General features: G+C 62.7%; 21 protein-coding genes. 13 read left to right on the forward strand and 8 right to left on the reverse strand.

All coding sequences use genetic code 11. From position 1 onward, the window contains the following. Window positions 1-11 precede the first annotated feature (11 nt). Window positions 12-1,049, forward strand: coding sequence for a proline racemase family protein (locus HJB91_RS05915; RefSeq protein WP_221153826.1), 1,038 nt, complete (start codon window positions 12-14; stop codon window positions 1,047-1,049). Between the two features lie 263 nt (window positions 1,050-1,312). Here the strand turns inward: HJB91_RS05915 and HJB91_RS05920 are convergent, their stop codons facing one another. The 4 genes from HJB91_RS05920 to HJB91_RS05935 all read right to left on the reverse strand — a co-directional run bounded on the left by HJB91_RS05920 (window position 1,313) and on the right by HJB91_RS05935 (window position 5,963). Next, window positions 1,313-1,723: a GFA family protein gene (locus HJB91_RS05920; RefSeq protein ID WP_210629387.1), complete on the reverse strand. Its 411-nt coding sequence runs from the start codon at window positions 1,721-1,723 to the stop codon at window positions 1,313-1,315. Between the two features lie 329 nt (window positions 1,724-2,052). After that, window positions 2,053-3,600 (reverse strand): bifunctional diguanylate cyclase/phosphodiesterase, encoded by a 1,548-nt coding sequence (locus HJB91_RS05925; protein WP_221124282.1) that lies wholly within the window; start codon window positions 3,598-3,600, stop codon window positions 2,053-2,055. Window positions 3,601-3,983: 383 nt separating this feature from the next. After that, window positions 3,984-4,340 (reverse strand): nuclear transport factor 2 family protein, encoded by a 357-nt coding sequence (locus HJB91_RS05930; protein ID WP_210629385.1) that lies wholly within the window; start codon window positions 4,338-4,340, stop codon window positions 3,984-3,986. Window positions 4,341-4,430: 90 nt separating this feature from the next. After that, a complete protein-coding gene (locus tag HJB91_RS05935; protein ID WP_221153832.1) occupies window positions 4,431-5,963 on the reverse strand; it encodes a winged helix-turn-helix domain-containing protein in 1,533 nt (510 codons plus the stop codon). A 116-nt stretch (window positions 5,964-6,079) separates the two neighbouring features. On the opposite strand from HJB91_RS05935, the gene HJB91_RS05940 reads away from it, so the two are divergent. Continuing rightward, window positions 6,080-6,514, forward strand: a complete 435-nt coding sequence (locus HJB91_RS05940) for a cupin domain-containing protein (RefSeq protein WP_210629383.1) — start codon at window positions 6,080-6,082, stop codon at window positions 6,512-6,514. Window positions 6,515-6,606: 92 nt separating this feature from the next. Then, window positions 6,607-7,089: a RidA family protein gene (locus HJB91_RS05945; RefSeq protein ID WP_210629382.1), complete on the forward strand. Its 483-nt coding sequence runs from the start codon at window positions 6,607-6,609 to the stop codon at window positions 7,087-7,089. An 18-nt stretch (window positions 7,090-7,107) separates the two neighbouring features. Here the strand turns inward: HJB91_RS05945 and HJB91_RS05950 are convergent, their stop codons facing one another. Beyond that, window positions 7,108-7,581 carry an RbsD/FucU family protein gene (locus HJB91_RS05950; RefSeq protein WP_210629381.1) on the reverse strand — a complete coding sequence of 158 codons (474 nt, stop codon included), beginning with the start codon at window positions 7,579-7,581 and terminating at the stop codon, window positions 7,108-7,110. After that, a complete protein-coding gene (locus HJB91_RS05955) occupies window positions 7,565-8,812 on the reverse strand; it encodes an ROK family transcriptional regulator (RefSeq protein ID WP_210629380.1) in 1,248 nt (415 codons plus the stop codon). The genes HJB91_RS05950 and HJB91_RS05955 overlap by 17 nt, the downstream gene beginning before the upstream one ends. Before the next feature lie 312 nt (window positions 8,813-9,124). Here HJB91_RS05955 and HJB91_RS05960 point away from each other — a divergent pair, with 312 nt between their 5' ends. The 7 genes from HJB91_RS05960 (at window position 9,125) to HJB91_RS05990 (ending at window position 16,061) form a co-directional block, all read left to right on the forward strand. Beyond that, a complete protein-coding gene (locus HJB91_RS05960; RefSeq protein ID WP_184460047.1) occupies window positions 9,125-10,144 on the forward strand; it encodes a sugar ABC transporter substrate-binding protein in 1,020 nt (339 codons plus the stop codon). Window positions 10,145-10,295: 151 nt separating this feature from the next. After that, window positions 10,296-11,360, forward strand: a complete 1,065-nt coding sequence (locus HJB91_RS05965) for an ABC transporter permease (RefSeq protein WP_221153833.1) — start codon at window positions 10,296-10,298, stop codon at window positions 11,358-11,360. Window positions 11,361-11,362: 2 nt separating this feature from the next. Continuing rightward, window positions 11,363-12,145, forward strand: coding sequence for an ATP-binding cassette domain-containing protein (locus tag HJB91_RS05970; protein ID WP_210631700.1), 783 nt, complete (start codon window positions 11,363-11,365; stop codon window positions 12,143-12,145). Beyond that, complete coding sequence (locus HJB91_RS05975; RefSeq protein WP_210629378.1) at window positions 12,142-12,774, forward strand: nucleoside triphosphate hydrolase; 633 nt, start codon at window positions 12,142-12,144, stop codon at window positions 12,772-12,774. Before HJB91_RS05970 ends, HJB91_RS05975 begins: the two co-directional genes overlap by 4 nt. 159 nt (window positions 12,775-12,933) lie before the next feature. Continuing rightward, on the forward strand, window positions 12,934-13,974 hold the full coding sequence (gene pyrC / locus HJB91_RS05980; RefSeq protein WP_210629377.1) for a dihydroorotase: 1,041 nt from the start codon (window positions 12,934-12,936) through the stop codon (window positions 13,972-13,974). Window positions 13,975-14,158: 184 nt separating this feature from the next. Then, window positions 14,159-15,337, forward strand: coding sequence for a GGDEF domain-containing protein (locus HJB91_RS05985; protein WP_210629376.1), 1,179 nt, complete (start codon window positions 14,159-14,161; stop codon window positions 15,335-15,337). A gap of 187 nt (window positions 15,338-15,524) precedes the next feature. Then, complete coding sequence (locus tag HJB91_RS05990) at window positions 15,525-16,061, forward strand: glyoxalase superfamily protein (RefSeq protein ID WP_210629375.1); 537 nt, start codon at window positions 15,525-15,527, stop codon at window positions 16,059-16,061. A gap of 180 nt (window positions 16,062-16,241) precedes the next feature. Here HJB91_RS05990 and HJB91_RS05995 read toward each other — a convergent pair whose 3' ends face one another. After that, a complete protein-coding gene (locus tag HJB91_RS05995) occupies window positions 16,242-16,724 on the reverse strand; it encodes a DUF1772 domain-containing protein (protein WP_210629374.1) in 483 nt (160 codons plus the stop codon). Window positions 16,725-16,820: 96 nt separating this feature from the next. On the opposite strand from HJB91_RS05995, the gene HJB91_RS06000 reads away from it, so the two are divergent. From HJB91_RS06000 to HJB91_RS06010, 3 genes are all read left to right on the forward strand, one after another. Then, a complete protein-coding gene (locus HJB91_RS06000; RefSeq protein WP_221153834.1) occupies window positions 16,821-17,477 on the forward strand; it encodes a TetR/AcrR family transcriptional regulator in 657 nt (218 codons plus the stop codon). Window positions 17,478-17,546: 69 nt separating this feature from the next. Further along, window positions 17,547-18,236 (forward strand): orotate phosphoribosyltransferase, encoded by a 690-nt coding sequence (locus tag HJB91_RS06005; RefSeq protein WP_210629372.1) that lies wholly within the window; start codon window positions 17,547-17,549, stop codon window positions 18,234-18,236. Window positions 18,237-18,298: 62 nt separating this feature from the next. Continuing rightward, on the forward strand, window positions 18,299-19,225 hold the full coding sequence (locus HJB91_RS06010) for a carbohydrate kinase (RefSeq protein WP_210629371.1): 927 nt from the start codon (window positions 18,299-18,301) through the stop codon (window positions 19,223-19,225). Window positions 19,226-19,403: 178 nt separating this feature from the next. On the opposite strand, the gene otsA is transcribed toward HJB91_RS06010, so the two are convergent. After that, entirely contained in the window at window positions 19,404-20,819 is a 1,416-nt protein-coding gene (gene otsA, locus HJB91_RS06015) for an alpha,alpha-trehalose-phosphate synthase (UDP-forming) (protein WP_221153835.1), read from the reverse strand. Window positions 20,820-20,844: the final 25 nt, after the last annotated feature.

A 20,844-nucleotide genomic window follows, 5' to 3' on the forward strand; every position in this document is an offset into this window, starting at 1 on the left:
GGAGTTTCGAGATGAGATGGAAGCGCACGATCCAGCTGCTGGACGTTCATGCCGAGGGCGAGATCGGTCGCGTCGCGATCGGCGGCGTTCCGAAGATCCCCGGCGATACCATCGCCGCCCAGCTGCATTGGCTGAACACCGATCCGAAGGGTGACGAGCTTCGCCGCTTTCTCTGCCTGGAGCCGCGCGGTGCTCCGATCGGCTCGGTCAACCTGCTGCTCCCGGCGAGGCACCCCGACGCCGACGCTGCTTTCATCATCCTGCAGCCCGACCAGGCACATGCGAGCTCCGGCTCGAACTCGATCTGCGTGACGACGGCCTTGCTCGAATCCGGCATCGTCGAAATGAAGGAGCCGGAGACGATCGTGACGCTGGAGACCGCGGCCGGTCTCGTCAAGGCGGTGGCGACCTGCCGCGACGGGCGCTGCGAGAAGGTGAAGCTCACCATGGTGCCCTCCTTCGTCCATGAGCTCGACATCGGGATCGACACGCCCCATTGGGGAAAGATCAAAGCCGATCTCTGCTATGGCGGTATCTTCTATGCCCTCGTCGATGTCGGCCAGATCAATCTCACGATCGAGAAGGCCAATGCGGCCGGCCTCGTCCAGGCCGGCATGATCCTGAAAGAGCTGATCAACCGCGACATTAAGGTCGTCCATCCCGAAATCCCGGCGATTTCAGGCGTCGCCTATGTGATGTTCCGCGATATCGAGCCGGACGGCACGGTGCGCACCTGCACCACCATGTGGCCAGGCCGGGCCGACCGCTCCCCCTGCGGCACCGGCAATTCCGCCAATCTCGCCACCCTTTATGCCCGCGGCAAGGCCAAGGTCGGAGACGTCTTCACCTCGAAGTCGATCATTGGCTCGGAATTCGAGGTCGGCCTGCAGGCAGTGACCGAAGTCGCCGGCCGCCCGGCGGTCATCCCCACCATCACCGGCCGCGGCTTCACCTTCGGCCTCACCCAGGTCGCGCTCGATCCCTTCGACCCGCACCCCGGCGGCTTTGCTTTGACGGATGTCTGGGGGCCGCAAGCTGGGGAGATTTGAGCGGCGTCGAACCGAGGAGATTGGGCAAGCCGGCCCCTCATCCGGCTGCCGCCACCTTCTCCCTGTAAACGGGGCGAAGGGACCATGCCGCGACCTCTCCGTTCCCCACCAACCTCTCGCAGGGCATGTCCCCTCGCCCCGTTTACGGGGGTCCGCAGGACGGGTCGAGACCAGTGGCTCGACCCAGGTAAGGGTTAGGGTGAGTGGCAGCCATTATGCGCAACCGGACCGCAATGACCTTGGACCGAGGCTCCCAGCTTGATTTAAGTCCGGCCGCTTGGACGGCCCTGGAAATGCTCGACCGTTTCCGCAAGCTGCACCCATCCATGTTTCGATTGCTCGAATACCGATAGTTCAGGCGGCGCAAAGGCCGGGTCGGCAAGTGACCCGATCGCCACCCCGATCCAAAGTGGCGCGGCATCGGCCTTCCAATAGACGGTCGACCCACACGTTGGACAGAAATGCATGCGGACCTGACGACCGCTGTCGGCGGTCCGAATGAATTCCGTAGACGTTCCAGATATTTCGACACAGTCAATCGAGTAGAACGCATTGGCGCTGAACGGTGCACCGGTTCGCCGCTGGCAGGCATAACAGTGACACAGCGCGGTCAATCGTGGTGGTTCGCTAAGCTTCAATTGGAGAGCGCCACAGGCGCATTGGGCATCGGCCATGGAAACTCCTTCCGCTTGCGCGGTGAGATACGTTGACATTGTGGGCTGAGGAGCAGGCCGGAACCGAGACTCACTGCGGTCGGCGTTGCGCAAGGGCCGAGACCTGATGCAGTTTCAGGCTCGCGAATACCAGCGTAAATCGGCAAACTGCCGAAGTCTAGAGCATGTCGCGCAATTGCGTGCAGCGGTCTTGCGCTGAAGACAGGCGAAAACAGAAGATGTGCAGCATGACACGCGAGCCCACCTGACCATTTGTTTAATACTGGCCGCTCGTCTTTCGAAACAGTGCGACAAGACTTCCAAGCCAGCCTCGACGACCCGTCGGCGCATCAGCGACGTTGCGCTATCCTGGCGCTGACCTGATCTGCGGCAAGGCTCTCGGCCGGCGCCGGCCTGCCAAGCAGGTAACCTTGGCCGATATCGCAGCCGAGATCCTGAAGCCGTTGAAGTTGGCTTTCCTCTTCGATGCCTTCGGCCGTTATCGTCACGCCGAGGCCCGCGCCGAGAGCGATAATGGCCTTGATCACCTTGTCCTGCTTGTCGTTGGTTTGGAACGAAGCGACGAAACTCCGGTCGATCTTGATCTTGTCGAACCGGTAGTTCGAGAGCTGCGAGAGGCTGGAATAGCCCGTGCCGAAGTCGTCGAGAGCAATCCGGACGCCGGCGTTCACCAGATCGTCGAGGACGATTCGTGCGGTGACGGCATCCTGGATGATGGCGCTCTCCGTCACCTCCAGCTCGATCCTGTGCGCGGGCAGGCCGACATCGCCCAATATTTTCAGAATCCTGAGGCCCAGCAACCGGTCGCTCAGCTGGATCGGAGACAGGTTGAACGACAGAACCAGATGATTTGGCCAGGAAAGCGCATCGCCACAGGCGCGGCGCAGCAGTTGGTCCGTCAGGTCGACGATCAGACCGGCCTCTTCCGCCACGGGAATGAACTCGTTCGGCGGGATGAATTCGCCGGATGCCGTCTTCCAGCGCGCCAGCGCTTCGAAGCCGATAATTTCCTTCGTCTTCAGGTCGACGAGAGGTTGGTAATAAGGAACGATCTCAGCGTTCTTGATGGCGGCTCGCAGATTCGCTTCCACCCGGATCCGCTTCGCCAACTCCTCCTGCATCGAAGGGACGAAGGGCTTCACCAGATTGCGCCCCTGCTTTTTCGCCACATACATCGCACAGTCCGAATGGCGAATGACCTGGCTTAGATCGTCGCCGTTTTCAGGATGGAGCGCGAGTCCGACACTGGCGCCGAGATCGACGGCGACGCCATTGAATGTGAAGGGCTTGCTGATCGCGTTCACGATGCGGTTCCCCAAAGCGACGAGATCGGCATTTCCGGTGCGCCGCGCCAGAACGACGAACTCGTCGCCACCGAGGCGGAAAACGCGCTCACGCGGAAAGAGGGAAGAAAGCCGCTGAGCGACGGCCTTCAGCACCGCATCGCCGTGATCGTGCCCGAGGAGGTCGTTGATCTTCTTGAAGCCGTCGAGATCGATGCTGAACACGGCATAGCTTTCGGGCGCCCGTTGATCGATCATCGATTGCGCGCAGACGGACTCCAGAAATCTGCGGTTAGGCAATTCGGTCAGCGTGTCGTGACAGGCAATCCAGTCCACGTTCTTTTCGGCCTGCAGCCTGCGGTTAACCTCTATCGAGAGATCCCGGATCCTCAGCGCCGAGTAGATCAGCCCGAGAAAGCCGGACATGTTGAGGGCAAGCAGCGCGTGGTCCAGCGGAAAGTCATCATGCTTCTCGATGAACTCATCCAGCCCCTCATGCCATTGGAAGCGCCAGGACAGGCAGAAGAGAAGCAGGAAGATCAGGAGCCAGGCCAATATCTCCATCTGCGGTCTGGTGGGTCGGATGCGAGGCATATGAACAGGCTCCTGGTGTGTGAAGAGCCATCATGGCCAGCCAGCAGACCGCATCGTCCGCGACAGTTTTCCATCGGCAACCCCGTCGCCGTAGGACGGCATCGACGGGATAGAAGGCCGCCACAACTCATTTGGGCGGAGTGAAAGCGTCGGCAATTCGATATCGGTTAGCTGCGCGGCATCGAAAAGTCCGGAATATCAGTGTGGTCTTCGAAGGTTAACCGCGCGTTTCCGGGTCCGAGACGTGGACGGTTCGCTGCGCGCAACGGATATCTTCGTCGCAAATTGGACGCGGCTCATTGCGCTCGACGCCGAAACCGACGTGCTACATCTTGGCCATCAAAGGCCCGTCGGGGAGAGGGGGGTGATCCGGCTCGCCGAATTCAGGCGGCATCCCGAATGTCGAAGCGGGTCACCTTGCCGTCCCGGAACCGGAACATGTGCCCGACCGTCTTCTGTCCTTGAAGGGGTTGGCCTTGCAGGTCACGGACCGACTGCCGGACGTCGGCGATGATTGCGCCGTCCGCTGTCCGGTGAAAACCGAAGGGCTCGACGTGGGGATCAATCATCGACCACTGACGCGTCCAATATTCCCGCACCGCCTCGCGCCCATGGACGTGGCCGCCATCCATGCCGTTGGCCCAGACGACATCTTCGGCCAGCGCTGCCAGCACGGCGTCTATGTCCCGTGAGTTGAAGCGCTCGTAGATGTGTTGAAGAATTTTGACATCGCCGTCCATTGCTCTCTCCTTTCAGAGGTGCGGGGTTGCGTTTCGAGCCCGCTTCGCGACGAACCATCTCCTTCATTTTGCTCTAAGCGGTCAACCGGTTCAAAGCTCCGCCTCGCGCAGCAGCCCGTTCAGGCGGACCGCCCATTCCGTGTTGCCAGCTCTGAACGGACCGAGCGCATCGCCGGCTGGTTCGGGAAGATCGCTTGCCGCGGCGGCAAAGCGGTGCGCCTGCTGGCGATCTCCCAAGGCCCGGTGGCAGCACGCCTGAATGCGCAGCAGCGCCGGCCAGTCAGGCCGCGCCTTCAGCGCCGTACGCCCGGTCTCGAGCGCGCCGTCGACGTCGCCGGAAAAGAACCGTGCGAGCATCAGCAGGCTGAACCAGACGCCGTTCTGCGGATCGTGCGGGTTGAGTTCGAGGCCGTGCGCCAAGGGCTTCAGCGCGCCGGCCGCATCGCCGCAAAACAGGCGAGCCATGCCGAGGACGAGATGCCCCAGGGCGAAGCTCGAACCGAGCTCGATCGCCCGTTCCGCCGCCAGGATCGCCTGCTCGGGTCTGCCCGTGTAAACCGACACGATCGCCAGCGCATAGTGTGAGTACGGATTTCGCGCGTCGAGATAGATGGCCCGCAGCGCCGCATCCAATCCTTCCTTGCCGTCTTCCGCAGGGTTATCAGTCCAGCCGTAGGCGATCAGGCCGGCATTCACCCGCGCCCGCCAGATCTGCGCTTCCGGAAGCATGGGGTCGAGCCCAGCCGCGTCGCGGAAGAAACGGCGTGCGAGAAGGTGGGTGGGCTGCGTGACCTTGTGAAAATTGAACGTGCCTTGCCGCACGAGATCCCAGGCCGTGATGTTGCCGGTATGGGGAGCAACCGGAAGCCCGTGGCGCAGCAGCAGCTCGGGTTCGACCGCCGCTGCAATCCGCTCGGCGATGGCGTCCTGCACGGCGAAGAGCTCGGCCAGCTGAAGATCGTAATGTTCGGACCAGATCGTGGCGCCTTTCGCGGTCTCGGCGAGGTGCACCGATATGCGGATCCGATTGCCGCTCTGGCGGATCGCCCCATCCACCAGGAAATCGACGCCGAGGTCGCGCGCGACAGACTGCGGATCCTTCGAGCCATTCCTCCTGCTGAAACTCGCCCCCCGTGAAGCGACGCGGAACCATCTGAACCGGGCAAGCGCCATGATCAGGTCGTCGGCGACACCGTCGGCGAGATATTGTCTTTCAGCATCGCCGCCCAGATTTTCGAACGGCAGGACGGCAATTCCCGGGATCGGACCGGCCTCGGCATGCCGGCCGCTATCGGCGCCGTCAGTGCGGCTCTCCACCTCACCGGAAAATCTGTAGCCGACCCGAGGGACCGTGACGATCCATTCGCCGCCGTCCGATGTGGGTCCGAGCAGCTTGCGAAGGGCGGCAATCTGAACGGAAAGATTGCTTTCCTCGACGGCCAATCCCGGCCAAACGGCGTCCATCAGGGCGGACTTCGAGACCACACCGCCCTGTGCCGAAAGCAGTGCGGCGAGCAGCGAGGCGCCGCGGGCGCCGATGGCGACAGGCCTGTTGTCGCGGAGAAGACATCCGTTCTCGGCAATGAACCTGAGGTGACCGAATGCAAGGGGCTGCGTGTTCATGGCCGCAATGATACGCCGATTTCGCAGCTTTTCGGAATTTTTCGGCTCTGCTTCAGGACTTGCGCCGGCTGAGCGCGCAGAGTGGCGCCATCGCAGCGGTCGAAGTGGTGAGAGCGATGACGAACCAGGCAACGCAATCGAAGAAATCCGAACCATTCCTTGCGAGCGTCGTGCGCGCCGGCGGCAGCCATGTCGCCAGGCAGGGATCGGTCTATTGTTCCGGCGTCTCGGCTGAAAGCACCGGCTCAACCATGCTGTGGCTCGGGACGATTTCGCTGCCCGCGGGGCGGCGAACCGGCGCCCACCGCCATGAGGGACACGAGACGGCGCTTTTGATGACCGCCGGTCGGCAGATCGAGATCTGGTCGGGAGCAGCGCTGGAACGGTGTGAAACGGTTCGCCCCGGCGATTACCTGTTCATTCCGGCCGGCGTTCCGCATGTCGCCGTCAACCGCAGCAGCGAAGACGCCGAATTTCTCGGCGCTCGCAACGACCCCGCAGCCAATGAGAGCGTCGTTCTCATGCCGGAGCTCGACACGATCGTCCCCTGATGCATGTCGCCCGGAACCCTGCAACGGCTCCGGGGCGCAAAACCGCCGCAGGCTTTTGCGCGGCATGCTCCAACCACACCGGGAGGTGCATTATGGCCATCATCGAACAACGTCTGGCCGAAATGGGTCTGGAATTGCCCGAGCCTTTGAAGGTTCGCGAGGGGCTGCGTTTGCCCTTCGCCTGGGTTCGCCTGCGCGGCACGCGCGCTTACATTTCCGGTCATGTCGCGTGCAACCGCGATGGAACACTGGCAAATCCCCTTGGCAAGGTGGGCGCCGAGGTTTCGCCGGAGGAGGGCTACGCGTCGGCGCGGCTCGTTGCGCTCGCCCATCTCGCCAGCCTCAAGCGGGTCCTCGGAGACCTCGATCGGGTCACGGCATGGCTTCGCGTCTTCGCCATGGTGAACGTTGCTTCTGACTTCAACGAAACGCCGCTGGTCACCAACGGCTATTCGGATCTGATCCTGGCGCTGTACGGGCCTGATGTCGGCGCCCATGCCCGCTCGTCCATCGGCATGGCCATCCCCTTGAATGCGCCGGTGAACTGCGAAGCGGAAGTCGAAATCGACGGGTGACGGAAGCGCACCGACGCTTTAGTAGACGAACGGATCGACCTCGCCCGGCTGGGCGCCTGCCTCCTTCGGATAGATCACCCCCTTGCGCAGGATGATGTTGGCATAGAGCCTGGGCTCGCTGGTCTGGATCAGCGCATGGGCGGCCCGCACCCGACCGTAGAAATCCTGGCCGACCAGCGGCACCACCTGGCGATGCGGCTCGTGGCGGGCGCAGCAGTCGATCATCTCCTCATGCACCGGATCGAGCTTGTCGCGCTCGGCCTTGACAGTCGAGCGGAAGATCGCTTCCGGCACGAAATCGTCGATCGGCAGCACGCTGAGCACGGCGTCGAGCACCGGGATGAGGTGGTGGCCGTCGAGCCGGATCAGCCGGCGGGCATCTTCGACTCCGGGATAATTGCCGTCGACGATGGCGATTTCGTCGCCGTGGCCCATGGCCCGAAGTGTGAAAAGCAATTCCGGGCTCAAGAGCGGATCAAGTCCCTTCAGCATGGTCTACCTCCTTGAAGAGTACGTTCTGGTCGGTGAGATAGCGCGCAAAGATCGGCAGGCTGGCGCCGCCGATGGCGCGTGCCTGCGCGCCGACCGCGCCCTCGATGATTTCGGGCATGACGACGCCCTGCAGGTCGAGCTTGGCGGCTTCGTCGATCGTCGCCTGCACGATGCGGCTGCGCACCCAATGGGGAAAGCCGCCGTCGATGACGGCGGCGCTGAAATCGACGATCGAGGCGGCGGCGACGATCGCCTGCGCGAGCGCCTTGGCGGTGTCCTGGATCCATGCCTCCATCGGCTCGCCGAAATCCACCCAGTCGTCGGCCGAATACCAGAGCGGCTCGGGATCGATGCCGCGCTCACGCAGCATGTTTTCCAGCACGAAGATCGAGGCGATTTCGAGCAATTGCTTGGTTTCGCCGTTCCTGTCGCGCACCGGCAGCGGCCCGATCGCGCCCGCCGTGCCGGTACGGCCGGAAAAGATCGCCGAATTCAGGACGATGCCGCCGCCGATGAAGGAGCCGATGAAGAAATAGACGAAGTCGGGATAGGACGGGCCGACGCCGAAGACGAGTTCGGCGCCACAGGCGCTGGTCGCATCATTCTGCAGGAAGACGGGATGGGAGACGCGCGCGGCGATATCGGCCTGCAGGTCGACATCCCGCCAGACCTCCATGGCGCCCGGCGGCGCTCCGACCTCATCGGCCCAGTTCCAGAGTTCGAAAGGCGCGGCGATGCCGAGGCCGGCAATGCGGCCGCGCTGCTTTTCGTCGAGCTGGTCTTCGATCTCGCGGATGCCCGAGGTGACGAAGGCGAGGATTTCATGCGGCAGCGGATAGGCATAGGTCCGGTGCAGCTGCATCCGGATGCGGCCGACGAAATCCATCAGCACCAGATCGGCGCTGCGCCGACCGATCTTCAGGCCGAAGGAATAGACGGCGTCGGGATTGAGATGCATCGGGATCGACGGCTGGCCGACCCGGCCGCGCACCGGCGCCCCGCGCGACAGCAGCCCTTCCTTTTCCAGGACCCGCATGATGACCGAGACGGTCTGGGCCGAAAGCCCGCTGCGGCGCGCGATATCGGCCTTCGACAGCGCGCCGTAAAGGCGCACCAGCGACAGCACGAGCCGTTCGTTATAGGCGCGCACCCTGACCTGGTTAGCACCACCGGCCGGATTTAAAATTGGCGGCGGGACCGGTGTGTGTTCCGGTCCATCCAAAGACGACATGGCCGCTCCTCCCGAGCGTTCGCCTCCTTCTCCTCATCGAAGGCGATTTAAAAACATGCAGCAGCTCAAGGCGGTACAGCGTCCTTCGCGTCTGAAACGCGCTGCGCTCGCTGTGCACCCTAATTCGGTCGAGCATGCCACATCGAATTAATAATTCAATTGGATTTATTTATTGACAAGCGGATTTCTTTCGCTCTTAATTGCCATCGTCAAGGGCACGGGCGGCTTTGGAGCGACAGCGACTGAGCGAAGTGTCATATTTTGAAAATTCCGGCCCGCAGAGGCGGCGCCGGCAAACTCTGGGAGGAGTTCATGAAGAAATCAGTTCTCGCTTTTGGCGCGCTCGCGCTCGGTGTCGCTTTTTCTGCTCCGGCGATGGCGGCTGACGTTTCCGCCTGCCTCATCACCAAGACCGACACCAATCCCTTTTTCGTCAAGATGAAGGAAGGTGCGACGGCCAAGGCCAAGGAACTCGGCGTTTCGCTGAAGTCCTACGCCGGCAAGATCGACGGTGACAGCGAAAGCCAGGTCGCAGCGATCGAAAGCTGCATCGCCGACGGCGCCAAGGGTATTCTGCTGACGGCCTCCGACACCAAGGGCATCGTGCCTGCGGTCAAGAAGGCCCGCGACGCCGGCCTGCTGGTGATCGCGCTCGACACGCCGCTCGAGCCGGCCGATGCCGCCGACGCCACCTTCGCCACCGACAACCTGCTCGCCGGCAAGCTGATCGGCCAGTGGGCCAAGGAAACGCTCGGCGACAAAGCCAAGGACGCCAAGGTCGGCTTCCTCGACCTGACGCCGTCGCAGCCGACGGTCGACGTCCTGCGTGACCAGGGCTTCATGATGGGCTTCGGCATCGATCCGAAGAACCCGGACAAGATCGGCGACGAAGACGACAAGCGCATCGTCGGCCATGACGTGACGAACGGCAACGAGGAAGGCGGCCGCAAGGCCATGGAAAACCTTCTGCAGAAGGATCCGAGCATCAACGTCATCCACACGATCAACGAGCCGGCCGCTGTCGGCGCCTACCAGGCGCTGAAGGCCGTCGGCATGGAAAAGAACGTGCTGATCGTCTCGGTCGACGGCGGCTGCCCGGGCGTCAAGTCGGTCAAGGAAGGCGTCATCGGCGCCACCTCGCAGCAATATCCGCTGCTGATGGCATCGCTCGGCATCGAGGCGATCAAGAAGTTCGCCGACTCGGGTGAAAAGCCGAAGCCGACCGAAGGCAAGTCCTTCTTCGACACCGGCGTCTCGCTCGTGACCGACAAGCCGGTTTCCGGCCTCAAGTCGATCGACACCAAGGAAGGCACCGACAAGTGCTGGGGCTGAGCCCGATCTATTGAAAGAGCAGACGGCCGGGGCTTGATCCCCGGCCGTTTTGGACGGACGATGTGCCGTCGCCCACCGGCTAAGCAACGAACGGATGAACAGGGGTGACGGCCTCCGCGCGGGTTCGGCGCGCGGATGCGGAGGAGGAACCATGACCGGAGCACAGGAATTCGAACGCGTCCTCGACGGCAGCGACAAGAACGTCGCCTCCTTCGAGCACCAGGGCGTCCCGCTGATCAAGCGCGCCCAGCATTTTCTGCACTCGACACCGGCCGCCGTGCCGCTGATCGTATTGGTGCTGGCGATCATCATCTTCGGGGTAGCGCTCGGCGGACGTTTCTTCTCGTCCTATACGCTGACGCTGATCCTGCAGCAGATCGCCATCGTCGGCATTCTTGGCGCCGCCCAGACGCTGGTCATCCTGACGGCCGGCATCGACCTTTCGATCGGCGTCATCATGGTGATCTCGGCCGTCATCATGGGCAATGTCGCCATCACCTACGGCATACCGACGCCGATCGCGGTGATTGGAGGCCTGCTGGTCGGCGGCCTGTGCGGCCTGCTGAACGGCTTCCTCGTCGCCTTCATGAAGCTGCCGCCCTTCATCGTCACGCTCGGCACCTGGAATATCGTCATGGCGACGAATTTTATCTATTCCGCCAATGAGACGATCCGCGACACCGATGTCGACGAACAGGCGCCGCTGCTGCATCTTTTCGCCGCGAGCTTCAAGGTAGGCAGCGCCGTGCTCACCCTCGGCGTTATTGCCATGGTGCTGCTCGTGCTGCTGCTCTGGTATGTGCTCAACCACACCGCCTGGGGCCGGCATGTCTATGCGGTCGGCGACGATCCGGAAGCCGCCAAGCTCTCCGGTATCCAGACGAAGAGGGTGCTGCTCACCGTCTATACACTGTCGGGCGTCATCGCCGCCTTCGCTGCCTGGGTCTCGATTGGCCGCAACGGCTCGATTTCGCCGTCCTCGGCGGTGACCGATTATAACCTCCAGGCGATCACCGCCACCGTGATCGGCGGCATCTCGCTCTTCGGCGGCCGCGGTTCCATTCTCGGCACGCTATTCGGGGCCATGATCGTCGGCGTCGTGTCGATGGGCCTCAACATGCTCGGCGCCGATCCGCAATGGAAAGTCCTTTTGACCGGCGTGCTGATCATCGCCGCCGTCGCCATCGATCAGTGGATCAGAAAGGTTTCGGTATGACCATGGCTGTCGAACCCATTCTCACCGCCCGCGGCCTCGTCAAGCGTTATGGACGCGTGACCGCGCTCGACAATGCCGATTTCGACCTCTACCCGGGTGAAATCCTTGCCGTCATCGGCGATAACGGCGCCGGCAAGTCGTCGCTCATCAAGGCCATTTCAGGTGCGGTCACCCCCGACGAGGGCGTGATTACGCTCGAAGGCCGGCAGGTGCAGTTCCGCTCACCGATGGAGGCGCGCGAAGCCGGCATCGAAACCGTCTACCAGAACCTTGCTCTGTCGCCAGCGCTGTCGATCGCCGACAACATGTTCCTCGGCCGCGAGATCCGCAAAAAGGGTCCGCTCGGCTCGCTGTTCCGCATGCTCGACCGGCCGGCCATGGAAAAGCTGGCGCGCAACAAGCTCTCCGAACTCGGCCTGATGACCATCCAGAACATCAACCAGGCGGTGGAGACGCTGTCCGGCGGTCAGCGCCAGGGTGTCGCCGTCGCCCGCGCCGCAGCCTTCGGCTCGAAGGTCATCATCATGGACGAACCGACGGCCGCGCTCGGCGTCAAGGAAAGCCGGCGCGTGCTGGAGCTGATCCTCGACGTGCGCGCCCGCGGCCTGCCGATCGTGCTGATCTCGCACAATATGCCGCATGTCTTCGAGGTCGCCGACCGGATCCATATCCACCGTCTCGGCCGGCGCCTGACGGTGATCAATCCGAAGGAGTACACCATGTCCGACGCCGTCGCCTTCATGACCGGCGCCAAGGCGGTGCCGACGGAGCCCGTTGCGGCATGAGCGTACGCATCGACGACATCGCCGGCGAGGTGCTTTCCCGCGCCGGCGATGCCAAGCGTTTCCTGATCGCCGTCGCCGGGCCGCCGGGGGCGGGTAAATCGACCATGGCCGACAATCTGGCGGCGGCGCTGAAAGCCAAGGGCGAAAGCGCCGCAGTCCTGCCGATGGACGGCTTCCACATGGACAATGCCATCCTGATCGAGCGCGGCCTCTTGGCGCGCAAGGGCATTCCCGAGACCTTCGATGTCAGAGGCTTCCTCGATATCATCCGCGCCGTCCGCCGGGCCGACCAGGAGGTTCTGGCGCCGGTCTTCGACCGTTCCCGGGAACTCGCCATCGCCTCGGCCCGGCCGATCGATCCCAAGGACCGTTTCATCATCGTCGAGGGCAATTATCTGCTCTTCACGCAGGGCAAATGGGCCGAGCTCGACGGCATCTTCGATTTTTCGATCATGCTGGCGCCGCCGATCGCGGTGCTCGAGGAGCGGCTCTGGGCACGCTGGCGCGGTTACAACCTCGATGAGGAGGCCGCCAGCGCCAAGGTTTACGGCAACGACCTACCGAACGGCCGGCTGATCCTCGAAAATCGCCGCCCGGCCGATGTGACGCTGGAGATCGCGCTGGCATAATGTCGCGGCGATCGGCTTGACGACCATGCCGGCCGAACTTGTGCAGCGGTGGGATGGCGACATGCAGGAAATTGCGTTGGAGCGCCTCGCATGAATCAATTTCAATGCGACGCGCTTTAGTGCTATCAGGCCGCAGACGCATCGCTTCGGAGGCCTGCCATGCAATCGATCACCATCCGCCGTCCCGACGACTGGCACCTGCATCTGCGCGACGGCGCCATGCTGGAAGGCGTGATCGCCGATACGAGCCGCACCTTCGCCCGCGCCATCATCATGCCCAATCTGGTGCCGCCGGTCGTCACCACCGCGGATGCGAAGGCCTATCGCGAGCGCATCCTCAAGGCGTTGCCGGACGGCCACCGCTTTCAGCCGCTGATGACGCTTTATCTGACCGAACACACCAGCCCCGACGATGTGGCGGAGGGTGCGAAGAGCGGCCTCATCACCGCCGTCAAGCTTTATCCCGCCGGCGCCACCACCAATTCGCATGGCGGCGTGCGTGACATGGAGAAGGCGATGCCGGTGCTGGAGCGCATGGCTGCGATCGGTCTGCCGCTCTGCGTCCATGGCGAGGTGACGACGCCCGATGTCGATATTTTCGACCGTGAGGCCGTCTTCATCGACACCGTGCTCGATCCGCTGCGCCGGCGCCTGCCCGAATTGAGGGTGACGATGGAGCATGTGACGACCGCAGACGGCATCGATTACATCAAGGCGGCCAAATCAAACCTCGCCGGCTCGATCACCACCCACCATCTGATCATCAACCGCAACACGATCCTCGTCGGCGGCATCCGCCCGCATTATTACTGTCTGCCGGTCGCCAAGCGCGAGAACCACCGGCTGGCGCTGCGCGCCGCCGCCGTCAGCGGCGACAAACGCTTCTTCCTCGGCACCGATTCCGCCCCGCATGTCGATCCGCTGAAGGAATGCGCCTGCGGCTGCGCCGGCATCTACACCTCGATCAATACGATGAGCTGCCTTGCCCATGTCTTCGAGGAGGAGGGTGCGCTCGACAGGCTCGAAGCCTTCGCCTCGCTGAACGGGCCGGCCTGGTACGGGCTTCAGCCGAACGAGGAACGGATCACGCTGTCGAAGCAGGCCGAGCCGGTCGTCTTTCCCGCCAAGATAGAAACCGGCGCCGGCCCGGTAACGGTCTTCGATCCGATGTTTCCCCTGCATTGGCAGGTAGTGACGTAGGAGGTGCTTCCGCCTTTTTCTATTTTAAATAGAATATTCATGTTAAGTGGCGCGCAGACGTTAGACGCCTAACATTTTCATTGTGCAATGCATCATTTGTTAACGGGTGCATAAGACATTTCTCTCCGCGGAACCCCACGTTGCCAATTATCTGGCGCGCCACCGCTGCGGAGACTGAAGAAGCATGATGCTTGACTACAACTCCCTTTTGCTGGCGCTCGGCGTCTCCGCGGCCTGCCTTGCCGTCACATTGATGGGAAGCTGGCTGGTGCGCCGGGCCGAAACCGTGCTGCTCACCGCCACCATCGGTCTGGTCCTGGTCGTCAGCGGCATTTTCGTCTACAGCGCCTATGTGAGCAGGCCTGATACAGGTTTCGCCATTGGCAGTTTCATGCTGTTCCATGCCGGCTTCGCCACCATCTGGGGCGCGGGCAAACAGTTCCTTACCGGCCGCCTGTCGATCGTTGCCACTGCCATCCGGGCCCTGGCGGCGATGACCTTCTCGATCGTGCCGATGGTTTCCGGATATGACGGTTTAGCCTTCATCGCCGACAATCTCGCCATCGCCCTGCTGCTCTTTGCCACCGCCCGGCAATATTGGCTCGCCCGCGCCGAAGCCCCGGCGCCGCTGCTCGGCATCGCGGCGCTCTATACGCTGACGGCAATTTCCTTCGTTCTCTGCGCCGCCGTGCTGATTGCCGATGGCAAGCTGGTGCTCGGCAAGGCGCCCAGCAACTGGGCGGAGGATCTGAGCCTTGCCGTCTGCATCGCCGGCATGACCGGCATCGGCGCGCTGTCGCTGGCGCTGCATCAATGGCGGCTCGCCGCCCGCCATCGCCTCGAGGCGATCACCGATCCGCTGACCGGCCTGCTCAACCGCCGCGCCGTCTTCGACGAGTACGGCACGCGCCCAATGGGATCGACCACCGCCATCATCGTCTTCGATATCGACCATTTCAAATCCGTCAACGACCGCTATGGCCATGCGAGCGGCGACCGCGTGATCACCGTCTTCGCCGAGGAACTCGCCGCCAATTGCCGCCCTGGCGATACCGCCGCGAGGCTCGGGGGCGAAGAATTTGCGCTGGTGCTGAAACAGGTCATGCCAGGCCGGGCCGAACTGACGGCTGAGCGGATCCGCAGGGCCTTCGAGGCGCGAGAGATTCCGATCGACGGTGAGGTGTTGAGATGCACAGTGAGCGTCGGCGTTGCGCCCGGCCGCTCGCAGCCACTGGATTTCGACACCATGCTGAGTGCCGCCGATAAGGCGCTTTACGCCGCCAAGCGCGCCGGCCGCAACCGCGTCGAGCTTGCCGCCCACCTGCAGGCGGTGCCCCTCGAGGCATCGCGCACGGCGTCTTGATCCGGGACGACGCGTCTCATACGATCGCCCTTGGCCGGATGCGGCCAGCCGCCCGCGACGCATCAGCGTTATGGTGAATGCATCCAGAGATATCCTTCACATCCCTTGCCGTTTGGCGATCGATGGCGAACGGGTCAGCAGACGCGGGCACTGATCGTCCTGTTTGCCGCCGACGGAAGGATTCACTATGCGCGATTTTCGCGATGCCAAGCTCATGGCAAAGACATTGCGGCAAGCCCTTGCCGACCGCAATATTTCTCTCACCCACAGCGAGACGCTCGAAATCGTCGCCCGGCAATTCGGGCTCGAGCAATGGAATATCCTCTCGGCCAAGATCGATGCGGCGGGTTCAGGCCGCGCCGCCATCGGCATCGAGCCGCCGATGCCGATCTTCCGTATCTTCTCGGTCGAAAAGGCGATGGAATTCTATTGCGGTTTCCTCGGCTTCACGCTCGACTGGGAACATCGCTTCGGCGAAAACTTCCCGCTCTATTGCCAGGTGTCGCGTGAGGGTATGGCGCTGCACTTGAGCGAACATTCCGGCGACGCCAGCCCCGGCGCCAAGGCCTTCGTCCGCGTCGCCAATGTGCGCGCCTATCACGCCGAACTCATCGGCAAGGATTACCGCTATATGAAGCCCGGCGTCGAGGAAGCGCCCTGGGGGCTGGAGATGACCGTCATCGATCCCTTTAGTAATCGCATCGTCTTTTGCGAGCAGAAATAACCGAGGAGACAGTCGGTCAACTCCTCTTTCGGAATGCTCGAACTGTTTGAAGGCTGACCGTTGCAGAATGTATCTGTGGCGACGGTCACCACACGCGATGCCGTTGCCGCGAAGTCATGCCATATCCGCACCCTCCAACGTCCTCATCCTCGAGGCTCTCGGATGAGGCCTGCGCCCCTGCTAAATCATCATCAGCGCCCGCACAAAAGCGACCGAGGCAAGCAGCGAGGCGATGGTGCGTACATGGTTCCACCACGTCCAGTCCCGGAGATAGGCCGTCCAAAGCGCCGCCGCTTCCGCGCCGCCGCCGCTGACCTTTTCCAGTGCGTCGTTCATCGGCACGTTGAAGATGATCGTCGAGAGGAAGGAGGCAAAGACATAGAGGGCTGCACCCCCCAGCATCAGCGCGGACGCCCCGCCGCGCCAGTTGATCAGCGCCAGCACAGCAATGACCAGGCAGAGGATCGCCGTCGGTACGAACAGCGCCATGAAGGGCGAGCGGACGATCGTCACGTTGATCGAATTCATCGCGGCAATGCCCTGTTCCGCCGGAATGCGCGAGAAGGCGGTCATGATGAAGGTGGAGAAGGCGAAGAAGATGCCGGCGACCAAGCCGCTGCCGATCGCCGCGGCGACGAGGGAAAGAATGAGGACCATCTGCATGTCGAAACTCCTTCCTGATGAAACAAGAGAAACTCTCTTGTTTGTAAAAACGGATAAACTCTCTTATTTTCTTTGTCAACAGGCAAAGGAGAGAACATGTCGGGGCAGCCGGCGGCAACGCGCAGACGTCACCAGGAGCATAGCGGCCAGCCGCGACGCATTCCGCGCCAGCAGCGCGGCCGCGAGCGTTTCGAAAAAATCCTCGCCGTCGCCGCCGAACTGATCGAAAGTCATGGCAGCGACGGCCTGAAGATGAGCGAGATCGTCGAAAAGGCGGGCCTTTCCTTCGGCGCCCTCTACCAGTATTTCCCCGACAAGAGCGCCATCATCCGGACATTGGCCGAACGCTTCAACGAGGAGGGCCGGCGCTGTGTCGAGGCGGAACTGGCGAAGGTCGTCGACGCCGCGGCCCTGCCAGGCGCGCTCGCGAGGATCGTCGACGAATATTACGCCTTCTTCCGCCGCGAGCCCGTGATGCGTGACATCTGGCACGCGACCCATACCGACAAGCTGCTGCAGCAGGTCGACGCCGAAGATATGGAATTCCATGCTCAGGCGTTTCTCGCCGTGCTCGTGCGCCTCTGGCCGGATCGGGACCGCAGCGAACTTCAGGCGATCGCCCGGCTGACGATGCAGCTGCTTGCCGCCGCCGTGCGTTATGCCGTTTCGCTGGATGCCGAGGAGGGGGCCCGAACCATCGCCCTGTTCAAGACGATGCAAGGGCCCGATATCGGCCGTCTCTTGCTGGAATAGCTCGCCTGCGTCTGGAAACGGTGGGCGCTTGCTGCTATTGCCGGAGACGCAAAACCGAAGGAGAGCCCGATGATCCAGACCGCATTTCCCGACCGCGCCCTGATGGCCGAACTGGTGGCCAAGATGCTCTGGGAGATCAAGGCGGTGCATTTCAATGCGGCCCAGCCTTACAAGCTCTCTTCCGGCATGGCGAGCCCGGTCTATATCGATTGCCGCAAGCTCTTGTCCTACCCGCGCATCCGTTCGACGGTGATGGATTTTGCCGCCAGCACGCTCTTGCGCGATGCCGGTTTTGAGCAGTTCGATTGCATCGCCGGCGGCGAGACCGCCGGCATTCCCTTCGCCGCCCTGCTCGCCGATCGCCTCGGCCTGCCGATGATCTATGTCCGCAAGCAGCCGAAGGGCCATGGCCGCAATGCCCAGATCGAAGGCAATATGCCGGACGGTTCGCGCGTGCTCGTCATCGAGGACCTGACGACGGCTGGCGGCAGCATGTTCAAGTTCATCGACGCCATTCGCGCCGCCGGCGGCATTGTCGATCACGGCATCGCGCTGTTCTTCTACGGCATTTTCGGCGACCAGCGTTTTGCCGACGGCAAGGTCAGGCTGCATCACATCGCCACCTGGCGCAGCGTCCTTGCGGTTGCCAGGGCAGAGAAGCTTTTCGACGACAAGACACTTGCAGAGGTCGAGGCCTTCCTCGACGCGCCGCTGGCATGGTCGGCGAGGAATGGTGGAGTCAGTGAGCTTTCGCTCTAATCGGTTGACAAAAGCTCACTTAAGCGCTTGATGAAGATAGAAATGCTGTTGGGAGGAATCCGATGATTTTGTGCTGCGGCGAAGCCCTGATTGACATGCTGCCGAGGGACACGACGCTTGGCGAAAAGGGCTTTGCGCCCTATGCCGGCGGCGCGATCTTCAACACCGCCATCGCGCTCGGCCGCCTCGGCATTCCCACCGCCTTCTTCACCGGCATTGCCGACGACATGATGGGCGAAATCCTGCTGGCGACGCTGAAGGCGAGCAACGTCGATTACAGCCCATGCGCCATCACTCCGCGGCCCTCGACGATCGCCTTCGTCAAGCTCGTCAACGGCCAGGCGACCTATGCCTTCTATGACGAAGGCACGGCCGGCCGGATGATCACCGAGGCCGACCTGCCGACGCTTGACGATGATTGCGAAGCACTGCATTTCGGCGCGATCAGCCTGATCCCGAGCCCCTGCGGCGAAACGTACGAAGCCTTGCTCGACCGCGAAGCCGCCCGCCGCGTGATTTCGCTCGACCCCAACATTCGCCCGGGCTTCATCAAGGACAAGCCGGCGCATATGGCCCGCATCCGGCGCATGGCGGCAAAGGCCGACATCGTCAAATTTTCCGACGAGGATCTCGACTGGTTCGGGCTCCAAGGTGACCACGACGCGCTCGCCGCCCATTGGCTCGCCCACGGCGCCAAGCTCGTCGTCATCACCAAGGGCGCCGAAGGCGCGTCCGGCTATACCAGGGATCGCAAGGTGACGGTGCCGAGTGAACGCGTTGCCGTCGTCGACACGGTCGGCGCCGGCGATACCTTCGACGCCGGCGTGCTGGCCTCGCTGAAGATGGACAATCTGCTGAGCAAAGAACAGGTCGCCTCGCTCGACGAACAGGCGGTGCGCAACGCCCTGACGCTCGGCGCCAAGGCGGCCGCCGTCACCGTCTCCCGCGCCGGCGCCAATCCGCCATGGGCGCATGAGATCGGGCTTTAAGGCTTAAGCGAGCATCGGCCCCTCATCCGCCGGCACCTTCCTCCCGCTTCCGGGGCGAAGGAAATGTCCCGCGACGTTCCGATTTCCTCTTCTCCCCGTGGGGAGAAGAGATATGCGGCAACGTTTCGATCCCCTCTTCTCCCGTCGGGGATCCGAAGGACCGGTCGGCACCGATCGATCAAGAAACGATCCGGGAGTCACCCCCCGGTTGAAGCTCTGGAGCGGTCACCAGATCCCGCAGGAAGGTTTCGCACCACAGTGAGACATCGTGCGAGAGCAGGTGTTCCATCATCATGCTCCAGCGGTCGCGGCGCTCCTCGAGCGACATGGCAAGGCCGCGGGCAAGCGCATTGGCGGTGCCCTCGACATCATAGGGATTGACCAGCAGCGCGCCCCTCAACTCCCGTGCCGCACCGGCGAAGCGCGACAGCACCAGAACGCCCGGGCGATCCGGATCCTGGGCGGCGACATATTCCTTGGCGACGAGGTTCATGCCGTCGCGCAACGGCGTCACCAGCCCGATCCTCGCCAGGCGGTAGAGGCCGGCGAGCACGTTGCGGCTGATCGATCGGTTGACATAGCGGATCGGTACCCAGTCGACCGTTCCGATGCCGCCGTTCACGCGGCCGGCCTGTTCGGCGACCATCTTCTGCATATGCTCGTATTCGGGGACCTCCGATCGCGATTTCGGCGTGACCTGCAGATAGGTGACCTTGTTCTGGTAGGCGGGATTGGTGGTCAGGAAGCGTTCGAACGCTTCCAGCCGCTGAATGATGCCCTTCGAATAATCGAGGCGGTCGACGCCGATGATCATATCCCGGCCTTCGATGCTGCGCCGGGTCTTTTGCACCATGACATTGTTTGCGGCTTTCTCGGCGAATTCGGCGAATCCAGCAGTCTCGATCCCGATCGGATAGGCGCCGGCCTTGAAAATCCGCCCGTGGGAATCGAACAGCCCGTTTCCGAGGTCGTCGCCGATGCCCTCCCGTCTCAAGTAACCAGCGAAGTTCTGGAGGTCGTAATCGGTCTGGAAGCCGACGAGATCGTAATGGGAGAGGCCGCGCATGATCTCTTCATGAACGGGCATGGTGACGAGAATATCGGCCGGCGGCCAGGGAATGTGCAGGAAGAAGCCGATCCTGTTCTTCAGCCCCATTTGCCGCAGTTCGGCGGCCAGCGGAATCAGGTGGTAATCATGAACCCAGATGATGTCGTCCTTCTCGATCATCGGCGCCAGCCGGTGCGCGAAGAAACGGTTGACGCGGAAATAGCCGGCCATTTCCTTCCGGCCATATTCGGCGAGGTCGAGGCGGTAGTGACAGATCGGCCAGAGAACGCGGTTTGCAAAGCCGCGATAATATTCCTCGACATCGGTGTCGGTGAGATCGGTCAGCGCATAGGTGATGTTGCCCTTCTGCAGCAGCGAGAGCGGGCCAGGCTCTTTTTCTCCGCTCGACTCTCCCGACCATCCCATCCAGATGCCGCCGCGCGCCTGCAGGGCTGCCTGCAGCGCAACCGCGAGGCCGCCGGCCGCGGCACTGCCATCCTTGGCTGGCATGGGGACACGATTGGAAACGACGATAAGACGGCTCATGAGCTTCCTTTAGTGATGATGAAAC

Origin of the sequence: Rhizobium sp. NLR10b (assembly GCF_019685435.1) — a bacterium.
Classification (GTDB): Bacteria; Pseudomonadota; Alphaproteobacteria; order Rhizobiales; family Rhizobiaceae; genus Rhizobium.